General features: G+C 64.6%; 11 protein-coding genes. 8 read left to right on the top strand and 3 right to left on the bottom strand.

Annotated elements, in window-relative coordinates; genetic code table 11:
* The first annotated feature begins 19 nt into the window (after window positions 1-19).
* Together ACVDG8_RS28890 and ACVDG8_RS28885 are read left to right on the top strand one after the other, a co-directional pair.
* Window positions 20-871 carry a protein-L-isoaspartate O-methyltransferase family protein gene (locus ACVDG8_RS28890; protein ID WP_447251493.1) on the top strand — a complete coding sequence of 284 codons (852 nt, stop codon included), beginning with the start codon at window positions 20-22 and terminating at the stop codon, window positions 869-871.
* Window positions 872-977: 106 nt separating this feature from the next.
* Complete coding sequence (locus tag ACVDG8_RS28885; RefSeq protein WP_447251492.1) at window positions 978-1,628, top strand: dihydrofolate reductase family protein; 651 nt, start codon at window positions 978-980, stop codon at window positions 1,626-1,628.
* Window positions 1,629-1,862: 234 nt separating this feature from the next.
* On the opposite strand, the gene ACVDG8_RS28880 is transcribed toward ACVDG8_RS28885, so the two are convergent.
* Window positions 1,863-2,732: a LysR family transcriptional regulator gene (locus tag ACVDG8_RS28880; RefSeq protein ID WP_447257124.1), complete on the bottom strand. Its 870-nt coding sequence runs from the start codon at window positions 2,730-2,732 to the stop codon at window positions 1,863-1,865.
* Window positions 2,733-2,828: 96 nt separating this feature from the next.
* Between ACVDG8_RS28880 and ACVDG8_RS28875 the strand changes: the two genes are divergently transcribed.
* Window positions 2,829-3,428, top strand: coding sequence for a LysE family translocator (locus tag ACVDG8_RS28875; RefSeq protein ID WP_447251491.1), 600 nt, complete (start codon window positions 2,829-2,831; stop codon window positions 3,426-3,428).
* Window positions 3,429-3,591: 163 nt separating this feature from the next.
* Here ACVDG8_RS28875 and ACVDG8_RS28870 read toward each other — a convergent pair whose 3' ends face one another.
* Complete coding sequence (locus ACVDG8_RS28870) at window positions 3,592-4,386, bottom strand: SDR family NAD(P)-dependent oxidoreductase (RefSeq protein ID WP_447251490.1); 795 nt, start codon at window positions 4,384-4,386, stop codon at window positions 3,592-3,594.
* Window positions 4,387-4,582: 196 nt separating this feature from the next.
* Between ACVDG8_RS28870 and ACVDG8_RS28865 the strand changes: the two genes are divergently transcribed.
* A complete protein-coding gene (locus ACVDG8_RS28865) occupies window positions 4,583-5,047 on the top strand; it encodes a MarR family winged helix-turn-helix transcriptional regulator (RefSeq protein WP_447251489.1) in 465 nt (154 codons plus the stop codon).
* Window positions 5,048-5,079: 32 nt separating this feature from the next.
* Here the strand turns inward: ACVDG8_RS28865 and ACVDG8_RS28860 are convergent, their stop codons facing one another.
* Window positions 5,080-6,258, bottom strand: coding sequence for an MFS transporter (locus ACVDG8_RS28860; protein ID WP_447251488.1), 1,179 nt, complete (start codon window positions 6,256-6,258; stop codon window positions 5,080-5,082).
* 195 nt (window positions 6,259-6,453) lie between these two features.
* On the opposite strand from ACVDG8_RS28860, the gene ACVDG8_RS28855 reads away from it, so the two are divergent.
* The 4 genes from ACVDG8_RS28855 to carB all read left to right on the top strand — a co-directional run bounded on the left by ACVDG8_RS28855 (window position 6,454) and on the right by carB (window position 12,379).
* Window positions 6,454-6,807, top strand: a complete 354-nt coding sequence (locus ACVDG8_RS28855; RefSeq protein WP_447251487.1) for an ArsR/SmtB family transcription factor — start codon at window positions 6,454-6,456, stop codon at window positions 6,805-6,807.
* Entirely contained in the window at window positions 6,807-7,568 is a 762-nt protein-coding gene (locus ACVDG8_RS28850) for a metallophosphoesterase family protein (protein ID WP_447251486.1), read from the top strand. The genes ACVDG8_RS28855 and ACVDG8_RS28850 overlap by 1 nt, the downstream gene beginning before the upstream one ends.
* Before the next feature lie 175 nt (window positions 7,569-7,743).
* Window positions 7,744-8,613 (top strand): SH3 domain-containing protein, encoded by an 870-nt coding sequence (locus ACVDG8_RS28845; RefSeq protein WP_447251485.1) that lies wholly within the window; start codon window positions 7,744-7,746, stop codon window positions 8,611-8,613.
* A gap of 274 nt (window positions 8,614-8,887) precedes the next feature.
* Window positions 8,888-12,379, top strand: coding sequence for a carbamoyl-phosphate synthase large subunit (carB, locus tag ACVDG8_RS28840; RefSeq protein WP_447251484.1), 3,492 nt, complete (start codon window positions 8,888-8,890; stop codon window positions 12,377-12,379).
* Window positions 12,380-12,486: the final 107 nt, after the last annotated feature.

The following is a 12,486-nucleotide window of genomic DNA, read 5'->3' as shown; positions in this document are numbered from 1 at the left end:
CCGCGCTATCTTCCTCGCGATGAGCAAGGTCGAAGACGCCAGAAAGTTCTACGCGCGGCTGATGGCCGCCAACGCCGCCTCGCCGGACCCGCGTCTTGAAGCTGTCTTCGCCAGCGTGCCGCGCGAGGACTTTCTCGGCCCCGGGCCTTGGACCGTCGTCGCCGGCGACGGCAGGATCGAGACGCCGAGTGCCGATCCCAGCCATATCTACCAGAACGTGCTGGTGGCGCTCGATGCCGACAAAGGCATCAACAATGGCGAGCCGATGCTGCATGCCATGTGGCTCGGCAAGGTAGAGCCCAAGCCGGGCGAGGCCGTCACCCATATCGGCGCCGGCACCGGCTATTACACCGCGCTGCTGGCGAGGCTGGTCGAGCCGGACGGTCAGGTCACGGCCTTCGAGATCGAGGCTGATCTTGCAGTGCGCGCCAGGGCGAACCTTGTCCAATATGGCAACGTCGAAGTCATCCAGGCCGACGCCGTCGCCACGGCACTGCCGCTATCCGACGTCATCTATGTCAATGCCGGCGTCGTTGCGCCTCCGGCCTCCTGGCTAAAGGCGCTGAAGCCCGGCGGCCGCCTGATCTTCCCCTGGCGTCCGTCCGAAACCGTCGGCCTCGCGGTTCTCGTCACCCGCTTGAGCAACGGCTTTGCCTGCCGGCCCTTCATGGGCTCCTGGTTCATCCCCTGCGTCGGCGCCTCCGTCGCTGGTTCCGAAGCAAAGATCCCTACCCGAGAGCGCGCGGCACGCACGCGATCGATCTGGCTCAATGAGAGCAAGGCGCCGGACCGCACGGCAACCGCCATGCTCGGCGACGTCTGGTTCTCGTCACGCGGCATCCGCGATGACGCTAAGCGTCATCCAAGGTGACGGCGGCCGCTGAAAATTTTCGGACTGCTGTCGAATAGTGGCCGCTTCGTTCGTCGTTACCTTGAAATCCGGCCGTGACGGCGCGGATCAACAACGGAGAAGAAAGATGCGAAAGATCATCGCCGCCACCTTCGTCAGCCTCGACGGCGTCATGCAAGCACCGGGCGGTCCGGAAGAGGATCCGGTCGGCGGCTTCAAATTCGGCGGCTGGACCTTCCATTACTTCGATGAAGTCGCTGTCGTGGCTATGCAAGACCTGTTTTCCAAACCCTTCGCGCTGCTGCTCGGCCGCAGGACCTACGACATCTTCGCCGCCTATTGGCCGTATCAGAAGGATCCGATCGGCGATGTCTTCAACCCCGCGATCAAATACGTGGCGACGCACCGTCCGGATTCGCTGACCTGGGAGAACACCCGGTCGCTTGGACCCGACATCGTCGCAAGGCTTAAGGAACTGAAGCAGGAAGACGGGCCCGACCTGCTCATCCAGGGGTCGGCCAGCCTGATCCAGACCTTGCTCGCCAATGGGTTGATCGACGAGATCCGGCTGATGATCTTCCCGCTGTTGCTGGGCAAGGGCAAGCGGCTGTTCAGCAATAGTGCGACGCCAGCCGCCCTCAAGCTCACTAAGTCGCTGACGTCCACCACCGGCGTCATCATGGCGACTTACGAGCGCGCCGGCGAAATCCAGGTCGGCTCCTTTGCCATGCAGGAGCCATCCGAAGCCGAGCTCGAGCGGCGCAGGAATTGGAAGTAAGACTATCGGAGTTGGCGCCAAGCTGGAACACCCCTCATCCGACCGAGCTTCGCTCGGCCACCTTCTCCCACAAGGGGAGAAGGGGGAGCCTGGCGCATACGGCTCGGCCAACCTCCAACGTCGATGATTGGCAGGGCCATTCGCGCTCTCTTTCCTTCTCCCCTTGTGGGAGAAGGTGGATCGGCGCGCAGCGCCGAGACGGATGAGGGGTGCTCCAGCGAAGTGAGACGATCCTCAAGCCGCCACCGGCCGCCGCGCCAGCCCATCGCGTATGTGCCGCGCGAATTCCTGCGCCGCCGGGCCGACGCCATACCTCGGCAAATGCAAATTGATGGCAAAATTCGGCAGTGGCGGCAGGCCAGCATCGAACGGCAGGATGTCGAGATCGGCCGGAACCATCGACGCCAGCCACGTCGTGACAGCAAGGTCGGAGCGCACCGTTGCCGTCGTCGCGTCGATGTTGCCGTTCTCGAACACGGTGCGCCAGTCGAGCCCATGCTCGCCGAGTGCGGCCAGCACCACTGGGCGGAAGGCGCAAGTGTCGGCGACGATCGACACCGGCAAGGGCCGTTTCAGGCGCGCCGAGCCGCCCCTCGCCCCGACCCACACCAACCGGTCGACGAGCAGGCATTCACCGGCGGTCGGACCGACGCGCTCTTCGATCACGGCAAGGTCGATCGTGCCTGCCGCCAACGCCGCGGCAAGCTCCGGCGAGGAGGCGCAGACCAGCGAAATCTCCACCTGCGGATAGGCCTCGGCATAGGCCTTCAGCACAGGCGCAAGCAGCGTGCCGACAAGATCGTAGGGCACGCCGATCCGGACCTGCCCGGCGACGGTCCTGCCCTTGATCTCGGCCAGGATCTCGTCGTTGAGCCGCAAAAGGCGCTTGCCCTTGTCGAGCAGGCGCTCGCCGGCGCGCGTCAGCTTCAAGCCGCGCCTGTCGCGCTCGAACAGCACCTGCCCGAGCATTTCCTCCAGCCGCTTGATCTGCTGGCTGACGGCGCCTTGCGTCAAATGAAGCGCGTTGGCGGCGGCCGTCATGCTGGCCTTGTCGGCTGTCGTGACAAAGGTGCGGATAAGGGTGGTGTCGAGATCGCGGATCATGGCCTGCATTATATTCCCTAATGCATACCATATCAAACATTGCATTTACTGATGTGTGACCGAGCCTAAGATGCGGCCTTCGATAAGGAATGCCTCATGCTTCAGCCTATCCTGCCGCTCATCTTGTTTGCCTTCGTGGCCACGGCCACGCCCGGCATCGCCACGACACTCTCAACCGCCTCAGGTGCGCAATTCGGTTTTCGCCGCTCGGTCCCGCTGATGATCGGCAGTGCGGCCGGCCTCGCCACGGTCACCGGTGCCTCGGCGGCGGGGCTGGCCGGCCTGTTGCTTGCCGTGCCGTCGCTGCAGCTTGCCATGAAGATCGCCGGTTCGCTCTATCTGCTTTGGCTGGCGCTCAAGATCGGTCGCGCCGGGCCGCCCAACCTCGATGTGGCGATGTCCGGGCCCAACAGCTTTTTCGGCGGCGCCGGCATCCAGTGGATGAACCCCAAGGGCTGGGCGATGGGATTGGGCGCCGCGGCCTCGTTCGCGGCCCTTGCCGACGGTCCCGGCCAACTCGCTTTGCTGCTCGGCTCGACCTTCGGTCTCACCGCCGCTGTCTCGCTGTCGCTGTGGTGCATGGCCGGCATGGTGCTGGCACGGCTGCTCAAGACCGAATGGCAATGGCGCGCGCTCAACATCGTGCTGGCCCTGGTGCTGGCGGCGTCGATCATCCCGATGTGGCGGACGCATTAGAGCAATTCCAGGAAAAGTGTGAAACGGTTTTCCGTCCGGAATTGCGTCAAAACAAAGAGGTGGAGCGCTTCGCCGTTTCCGTGAAACGGTGAAACGCTCTAGAAGCGGCGGCCTTGCAGAACCCGGGTTTCTTGCCCCCGCCAGAGCGGGGACAGAGGTGGCTTCAAACCCCGTAGCGTGCCGCCGGCTTGTCGGCATGCAGGCTGCCGAAGAAGGCTTGCCGGGCGCCGAGGAACGTGTCCAGCTTGGCCGCATCGGCAAGTGCGGGCACGGTGACGGCTTCGCCCCTGGCCAGCCCGACAAGAGCTGCATCGACCATGTCGTCGGCGGTCATGACGATTTCCTTCGGAAGCTGGTCGATATCGCCTCCGGAGACTTCCCAGAAATCGGTTCGGGTCGCGCCCGGCAGCACGGCCTGCGCCGTCACATTGGTGCCCGCGACCTCGCGGTGCAGGGCTTCGGTGAAGTTGACGACGTAAGCCTTGGTGCCGCTGTAGATGCCGCCGAAAGAGGTGTCGAATGCGAGCACCGAGGCGATGTTGACGATGGCGCCGCGGTTGCGCGCCAAAAGCCCCGGCAGCACGGCACGGGTCAGACGCGTCAAGGCGATGACGTTGACCTTGATCATGCGCTCGGCCACATCGGCGTCTGCCGTCGCCACCACTGGCGCGCCACCAAGGCCGGCATTGTTGACCAGCAATGTTACGCTCTCATCGGCGGCGATCGCCTGCCCGACACGACGCACATCGGCGTCGTCGGAAAGGTCGGCGGCAATCACCTTGACCTTGCTGCCATAGGCATAAGCCAGCTTGTCGGCCAGTTCCTGCAGCCGGTCGGCGCGCCGCGCCACCAGCACCAGATCGTAGCCCTGCCCGGCCAGCCGGTCGGCATAGACGGCGCCGATGCCCGACGAAGCGCCGGTGACGACGGCGGTGCCCTTATTGTCCTTCATGCTCATAGTCCTGTTCCTTTGTCTTGCTGATCCGTAGCCGGCCCAGCGGAGCCGGTTGGATATCCGCGCGTAGGGTCGAATTCTAATTAGTGGCATATGCCACTTTCTGGGAAGTAGGCATATGCCACTATCTTGTCAACGGCGGCGGCGGAAACTATTTCTTTGGCGGGCCGGCTGCGCTTTTTGCCGGCAAGGAGTCGTAATGAGCAAAACTGCGATGCCGGGATTTAGCCCTTGCAACAATGCCACGCTGCGCCGCGCCGCGCGCAAGCTCGGCCGCTTCTATGATGATGTGATCTCGCCTTCGGGACTGAAGGGCACGCAATACGGCCTGCTCTATCAGATCCATGTCGGCGACGAGCCGGCGATGGGCGCCATTGCCGAAGCAATGATCATGGACCTGTCGGCGCTCGGCCACACGCTGAAACCACTTGTACGCGATGGCTATGTCGAGACCTTCGCCGATAAGGACGACCGCCGCATCAAGCGCATGCGGCTGACGCCGCAGGGCAATGCCAAGCTCGAAGAAGCGACGAAATTGTGGAGCATGGCGCAGCAGCGCTTCGAGGAGATCTTTGGCAAGGACCGGGCGGCAACGCTGCGCATCGCGCTGGATGAAGTCGCCGACATGGAATTCGAAATACCGGCGGCCACTCTTTCAAGCTGAAAGGCCGGCCGCCGATCGGTTCTGTGGGCGTCCTATTCCGCCGGCATGGCGACTGGTCGCGCCAGCGCCCGGCCGGCAAGCACGACACCCAGGCCGATGATCGGGAACACGGCGGCGACGAGGCCGAGATCGGCCGGGACGCCGAAGCGCAGCACCGCGGCGCCGACAACGGCGCCCAGCGCGACGCCGAGATAAAGCGCCGAGGCGTTGAGCGACAGCACGATCGGTGCCGCGTCAGGCGCTATCTTGATGATGCGGCTGGCCTGCGCCGGCGGGAAGGCCCAGCCGACGATGCCCCACGGCACCATCATGGCCATCAGCGCCGGTCCGGCGATCGAATGCGGCAGGAAGGTCGGGATCAGCGAGAAGGTGACCAGCATGGCGGCGGACAGCCCCAGCGACCAGCAGACGGTGCGAGTGGCGCCGAAGCGATCGGCCGCCTGGCCGCCGGCGATGTTGCCGATGACGGCGCCGACGCCGAAGGCGAGCAGCATGCCGGGCAGCGCCAGCGGGCTCAAGCCGCCGCCTTCGATAGCCAGAGGCGCGATGAAGGCGAAGACGGTGAAGGCGCCGATCAGGGCGAAGACCGTCGTCAGCAGGATCGGCATGACGCCGGGGCGTACGGCCGCGGCCAGCCTAGCACGCAACGGCAGCTTGGTGCCGATGATGCCGCGCGGCAGCCGCCACCACAGGATCGCCCCAGAGAGCGCGCCGAGTCCGGCAATGGCATAGAAGGTGCCGCGCCAGCCGGCAAACGCCGCGACCAGCGCGCCGAGCGGGGCGCCGACGGCGACCGCCACCGTTGTGCCGCCGACGACGACGGCAATGGCGCGCGCCCGGTGGTGGTCATCGACCAGCGCCACCGCCGTGCCTTGCGCGGTGGCGGCGAACAGGCCGGAAGACAGCGCCATGACGACGCGGGCAATCAGCAGCAGTTCGAAGGACGAGCTCAGCGCCGCGACGATGTTGCCGATGACGAAGAACACCAGCGTAAACAGGATGACGCGGCGCCGGTCCCATTCGCCGGTCAGCGTCGCCAGGATCGGCGTGCCGATAGCATAGGCGAGCGCAAAGGCGGTGATCAACGAACCGGCGAGCGGCACGGAAATGCCCGCATCCGTCGCGATATCGGGAAGAAGGCTGGAGATGACGAAGCCTTCGGTCGAGATCGCAAACGATCCGAGCGCAAGCCAGAAGATCCGCTTGTCCATGGTCACGTGTCCTTAGTTCAAAAGTTATTGAACAATTGGACATAACAGGGCATGATGTCAATTGAACCAGGGAAAAATAGCTGAACCCTGCTGACAGCCCTGTGTCAGGACGGACTCGGGAACCGCCATGCCGTGTGCACCGGCTGAAGGAGGAGATGCGTTGAAGTTGGCTGCGTTTGTGCTTAATTCTGGGTCATGACCTTGCCCCATCCAGCCACTGACCAGATCAGCCTGCCGATTGTGCTTGCCGTGCTCGGCGACCCGACCAGGCTTGCCATCGTGCGCTATCTCGCCAGCAAGGAAGGCGTGCCGCTGAACTGCAGCAAGTTCCTCGATCTCGGCTCCAAGACCAACCTCAGCTACCACCTCGCAAAATTGCGCGAGGCGGGCGTCACCCGCGCCGAAGTGGTCGGCACCAGCCGACTGATCACGCTGCGCCGCGACGACCTCGACAACCGCTTTCCCGGCCTGCTCGACAGCGTGATCGCGGCTGCCGATGGCGATCCCGCATTGCCCATGGTCGGCACCACCGCTGAAATCGACGCTTGATGCGCATTGCCGTTATCGGCGACATCCATGGCAATGTGCTCGCCTTGGATGCCGTTCTCGATGATCTTGGGCGGCGCGGTGGCGCCGATATCACGATCAATCTTGGCGATTGCGTTTCCGGGCCGCTCTGGCCGCGCGAGACGATGGAACGGCTGCAGGCGCTCAACCTGCCGACGGTACGCGGCAACCACGACCGCCGTGTGGCGCAGGACCCGGCCGATAAAACCATGTGGCCGTCCGACCGCCACGCCCAGGAGCAACTGACCACCGAACAGCGCCAAGCATTGTCGGCCTTGCTGACTCAGGAGATCGTGCCCGGCGTCATCGCCTTCCACGCTAGGCCCGACCATGACGAGAAATACCTCGCCGATGCCATCGTCGATGGCCAGTTGGTGCGCGCGCCCCTCGCGACGATCCGGCGGCGACTGAAGTCGCTCGATCCAGCCTGTAGCGTGGTGCTTTGCGGCCACAGCCACCGCAGCGAGTTGATTGCAATCCCTGGCGGGCCGATCATCTTCAACCCCGGCAGCGTGGGTTGTCCCGCCTATGACGATGACACACCGCCGGCGCATGTCTCCGAGCAAGGCACGCCGCATGCGCGCTACGGCATTGTCGAATTCCAGGCAGAGGGCCGCCCCAGCCGCTTCGAAAGCATCGCCGTGACCTATGACCACGAAGCCGCGGCCAGGCAGGCCGAAGCGGTCGGACGGCCGGAATGGGCGCACGCGCTGCGGACAGGTTTCATGAAGGCCAAGGACTGAGCGAAGCTCATGTCCCGATTGGGCAAATCCGATGAGCGAAGTTTAGGTTGAACATGTACGCGCCACCACACGGGAATTTTTTGCGGATGACATGGCGCCGTCTCGTCCCCTATAAAACCGCTTCGGCGGCCGCCACGGCCTGCCGCTACGGAAATCTGTCGCCCACGGCCAGGTGATGAGGCGCAAACTGACGCTCCGCAAGACGCTGCTGATTGCCGCCCCGCTGCTTCTCGCGGCGCTGCCGGTCGTGGCCGAGGAAGCGCCGGGACCGATCGTTTCGATCGTCAGCGGCCTGGCGCCCGACGATCTGCTCAACATCCGCGCCACCGCCTCGGCGCTCGGCAAGACCGAGGCGCGCCTGCCGAGCGGCACGAGTGTGAAGAATTACGGCTGCAACACTTTCGACGGCTATCCCTGGTGCAAGGTCGAGGACCTGAAGAACCCCAACCTCATCGGCTGGGCGCCGGCGCGCTACCTTACTCCCAACAATCCGGCCACGGTCCCGGAAGATCAGATTGCTCCTGCGGCAAACGTCGACCCGGCCAATGCAGCGCCCGTTGAACAGACGATGATCGCCAGCGTCGCGGCGACCGAACCGGGCACGGCTTCGCGGATCCCGGTAAGCCCGGCGCCGCAGGCTTCGGTCTCGCCGCCCACCGACCTTTCGGCCCGGCTGGGCGGCGGCGATCGCGGCAAACCGGTTTCGGCCGCCGATATCGGCAAGACCGCCATGCAGGACGCCGTCGGCCTGGCCTATGCCGCCACCGACAATCCCGCGACCAGCGAAATTCCCTGTGCCCGCTATGTCGGCCAGCCGATGACGCGCTGCGCGGTGGCGGTCGTGCGCGGCGACAAAGGCAAAGCCGAGGTCACGATAGACTGGCCGGACGGCGGTACGCGCGTCATTTCCTTCAATGGCGGCCAACCCGCCGGCGCGGATTCGACCGGCGAGTTCCGCTTCACCCGCGAAGGCAGCCTCAACATGATCCGCGTCGGCGTGTCGGAACGGTTTGAGATTACGGATCAGCTGGCGTTGGGGAACTGAACGAGGGGAATACGGCAGTAGGGCAGTAAGGCAATATGGAAGAGAGCCCTACTCCCCTACTCCCCTACTCCCCTACTCCCCTACTCCCCTACTCCCCTACTCCCCTACTCCCCTACTCCCCTACTCCCCTACTGCCCGCATTTTCGGGGTTACATCTCCCAAAACTCTTCCCTATAAGGCCCTCCTAGCCTGATACCAGAATCGCAAGCACAACCGGCCGGGTCTTCCCGTCCCGGTTTTTCGTGTAAGCCGCTCGCCGAACGGATTTTCGAATATGCCAAGACGCACCGACATCAAGTCGATCCTGATCATCGGGGCCGGCCCCATCGTCATCGGCCAGGCCTGCGAATTCGACTATTCCGGCACGCAGGCCTGCAAGGCGCTGAAGGAAGAGGGTTTTCGCGTCATCCTCGTCAATTCCAACCCGGCCACGATCATGACCGACCCGGAGCTGGCCGACGCCACCTATATCGAACCGATCACGCCCGAGGTTGTCGCCAAGATCATCGCCAAGGAGCGGCCCGACGCGCTGCTGCCGACCATGGGCGGCCAGACCGCGCTCAACACCGCACTTTCGCTGCGCCGCATGGGCGTGCTCGAGCGTTACAATGTCGAGATGATCGGCGCCGACGCGCATGCCATCGACAAGGCCGAGGACCGCGCGCTCTTCCGCGAGGCGATGAGCAAGATCGGCTTGGAAACGCCGAAGTCGATGCTGGCCAATGCCACCGACGTCAAGAACGCCGACCGCAAGACGCATGAGGCCGAGCGCGCCGCCGTCAAGGCCGAAGCCCCCGCCGATCTCGATGCCGCGCTCGACGCGCTGGAAACCCGCTGGAACCTCGGCGAAGGCGACCGCAAGCAGCGCTATATCAGCCATGGCATGGCGATCGCCGCCCAAGCCCTCGACCATGTCGGCCTGCCGGCCATCATCCGCCCGTCCTTCACCATGGGCGGCACCGGCGGCGGCATCGCCTACAACCGCGCCGAATTCTACGACATCGTCCAGTCCGGCCTCGACGCCTCGCCGACCACCGAAGTGCTGATCGAGGAAAGCGTGCTCGGCTGGAAGGAGTATGAGATGGAGGTCGTCCGCGACAAAGCGGACAATTGCATCATCATCTGCTCGATCGAGAACCTCGACCCGATGGGCGTGCATACCGGCGATTCCATCACCGTGGCGCCGGCGCTGACGCTGACCGACAAAGAATACCAGATGATGCGCAACGCCTCGATCGCGGTGCTGCGCGAGATCGGCGTCGAGACCGGCGGTTCCAACGTGCAGTTCGCCGTCAACCCGGCCGACGGCCGCCTGGTGGTGATCGAGATGAACCCGCGCGTCTCGCGCTCGTCGGCACTTGCCTCCAAGGCCACCGGCTTCCCGATCGCCAAGGTCGCGGCCAAGCTCGCCGTCGGCTACACGCTGGACGAGCTGGAGAACGACATCACCGGCGGCGCGACGCCGGCCTCCTTCGAGCCGACCATCGACTACGTCGTCACCAAGATCCCGCGCTTTGCGTTTGAAAAGTTCCCGGGCGCAGAGCCGGTGCTGACCACCGCCATGAAGTCGGTCGGCGAAGTGATGGCCATCGGCCGCACTTTTCAGGAATCGCTGCAGAAGGCCCTGCGTGGACTAGAGACCGGCCTGACGGGCCTCGACGAGATCGAGATCCCCGGCCTCGGGTCCGCCAACCATGCCGACGACCGCAACGCCATCCGCGCCGCGCTTGGCACGCCGACGCCGGACCGGCTGCGCATGGTGGCGCAGGCGATCCGCATGGGCACGTCGCTCGAGGACGTGCACGCCATGTGCAAGATCGATCCGTGGTTCCTCGAGCAGATCGCCGGCATCGTCGCCATGGAAGCGCGCATCCGCGAGCACGGCATCCCGCAAGACGCGGTCAATCTGCGCATGCTGAAGGCGATGGGTTTTTCGGACGCCCGCCTCGCCTCATTGACGAAGACCGATGCCGAAGTGATTCAGAAGGTTCGCGAAAAACTCGACGTGCATCCGGTCTACAAGCGCATCGACACCTGCGCTGCCGAATTCGCCTCGCCGACTGCCTATATGTATTCGACCTACGAAGTGCCGTTCGTTGGCCAGCTCGCCAACGAGGCGCGGGTCTCCTCACGCAAGAAGGTGGTCATCCTCGGCGGCGGTCCGAACCGCATCGGCCAGGGCATCGAGTTCGACTATTGCTGCTGCCATGCTGCGTTTGCGCTGCGCGACGCCGGCTATGAAGCGATCATGATCAACTGCAACCCGGAGACGGTGTCGACCGACTACGACACCTCCGACCGGCTCTATTTCGACCCGCTGACGGCAGAGGACGTGCTGGAGATCCTGCGCGCCGAGCAGGCCTCGGGCGAGCTGGTCGGCGTCATCGTCCAGTTCGGCGGCCAGACGCCGCTGAAGCTGGCGGACGCGCTGGAGAAAGCCGGCATCCCGATCCTCGGCACCTCGCCCGACATGATCGATCTGGCCGAAGACCGCGATCGCTTCCAGAAGCTCTTGCACAAGCTCAACCTCAGCCAGCCGAAGAACGGCATCGCCTATTCGGTCGAGCAGGCCCGCCTCGTCGCCGGCGAGCTCGGCTTCCCGCTGGTGGTGCGCCCGTCCTATGTTCTCGGCGGCCGCGCCATGCAGATCATCCATGACGAGGGCATGCTGCAGAGCTACCTGCTCGACACCGTGCCTGGCCTGGTGCCGGAGGACATCAAGCAGAAATACCCCAACGACAAGACCGGCCAGATCAACACGCTGCTGGGAAAAAACCCGCTGCTGTTCGACACCTATCTCAGCGGCGCCATCGAGGTCGACGTCGATTGCCTGTGCGACGGCAAAGCGACCTTCGTCTCCGGTATCCTGGAGCACATCGAGGAGGCCGGCATCCATTCGGGCGACAGCGCCTGCTCGCTGCCCGTCCACTCGCTGCACCCGGATCTCGTCGACGAGCTGGAGCGCCAGACGGCGGCGCTGGCCCGCGCGCTCAATGTCGGCGGGTTGATGAACGTGCAATACGCCATCAAGGACGGCACGGTCTATGTGCTGGAGGTCAACCCGCGTGCCTCGCGCACCGTGCCCTTCGTCGCCAAGACCATCGGCCGCCCGATCGCGAAAATCGCTGCCCGCATCATGGCCGGCGAGACGCTGGAAGACGCCTTCGCCCATTACGGCGCAATGCCCGATCCGCGCAATCCCGGCCACATCGCGGTCAAGGAAGCCGTCTTCCCCTTCGCCCGTTTCCCCGGCGTCGACATATTGCTCGGCCCGGAAATGCGCTCGACCGGCGAGGTCATGGGCCTCGACCGCGATTTCGCGCTGGCCTTCGCCAAGAGCCAGTTAGGGGCCGGTGTCGACCTGCCGCGCTCCGGCACGCTGTTCGTCTCGGTGCGCGACGAGGACAAGAAAGGCATCCTGCCCGCGGTCAAGCGCCTCGCCGGCCAGGGCTTCAAGGTCCTCGCCACCTCCGGCACCGCCCGCTTCCTCGCCGAAAACGGCGTCGACGCGCAGAAGATCAACAAGGTGCTGGAAGGCCGCCCCCACATCGAAGACGCCATCCGCAACCGCCAGGTCCAGATCGTCTTCAACACGACCGATGGCCAGAAAGCGGTGTCGGACTCAAAGTCGCTGCGCCGGGCGACCCTGATGCAGAAGGTGCCGTACTACACGACGCTGTCGGGGGCTGCGGCGGTGGCGGAGGCGATTGCGGCGTTGAGGGCGGGGAGTTTGGAAGTGAGGCCGCTGCAGGAGTATTTTGCTTGAGGAAAATCTTTCCTTGTCCCCTACTGCCCCTTGACGGCTGTAGCTTGCCTCGAACAGGAGGCTTTAAGCAATTCATCTTTGTGGACAGATGTAACCGCCTTTCACGC

Source organism: Mesorhizobium sp. ORM8.1 (assembly GCF_053005525.2).
This window is presented reverse-complemented; position numbering and strand designations above follow the sequence as displayed.

What these genes read in the sequence shown, in the direction of transcription:
- ACVDG8_RS28850 (WP_447251486.1), top strand. Translation starts at nt 6,807, where the DNA reads ATGCGCATTGCCGTTATCGGCGACATCCATGGCAATGTGCTCGCCTTG.
- ACVDG8_RS28845 (WP_447251485.1), top strand. Translation starts at nt 7,744, where the DNA reads ATGAGGCGCAAACTGACGCTCCGCAAGACGCTGCTGATTGCCGCCCCG.
- ACVDG8_RS28885 (WP_447251492.1), top strand. Translation starts at nt 978, where the DNA reads ATGCGAAAGATCATCGCCGCCACCTTCGTCAGCCTCGACGGCGTCATG.
- ACVDG8_RS28865 (WP_447251489.1), top strand. Translation starts at nt 4,583, where the DNA reads ATGAGCAAAACTGCGATGCCGGGATTTAGCCCTTGCAACAATGCCACG.
- ACVDG8_RS28860 (WP_447251488.1), bottom strand. Translation starts at nt 6,258, where the DNA reads ATGGACAAGCGGATCTTCTGGCTTGCGCTCGGATCGTTTGCGATCTCG.
- ACVDG8_RS28855 (WP_447251487.1), top strand. Translation starts at nt 6,454, where the DNA reads ATGACCTTGCCCCATCCAGCCACTGACCAGATCAGCCTGCCGATTGTG.
- ACVDG8_RS28890 (WP_447251493.1), top strand. Translation starts at nt 20, where the DNA reads ATGAGCAAGGTCGAAGACGCCAGAAAGTTCTACGCGCGGCTGATGGCC.
- ACVDG8_RS28880 (WP_447257124.1), bottom strand. Translation starts at nt 2,732, where the DNA reads ATGATCCGCGATCTCGACACCACCCTTATCCGCACCTTTGTCACGACA.
- ACVDG8_RS28875 (WP_447251491.1), top strand. Translation starts at nt 2,829, where the DNA reads ATGCTTCAGCCTATCCTGCCGCTCATCTTGTTTGCCTTCGTGGCCACG.
- ACVDG8_RS28870 (WP_447251490.1), bottom strand. Translation starts at nt 4,386, where the DNA reads ATGAGCATGAAGGACAATAAGGGCACCGCCGTCGTCACCGGCGCTTCG.
- carB (WP_447251484.1), top strand. Translation starts at nt 8,888, where the DNA reads ATGCCAAGACGCACCGACATCAAGTCGATCCTGATCATCGGGGCCGGC.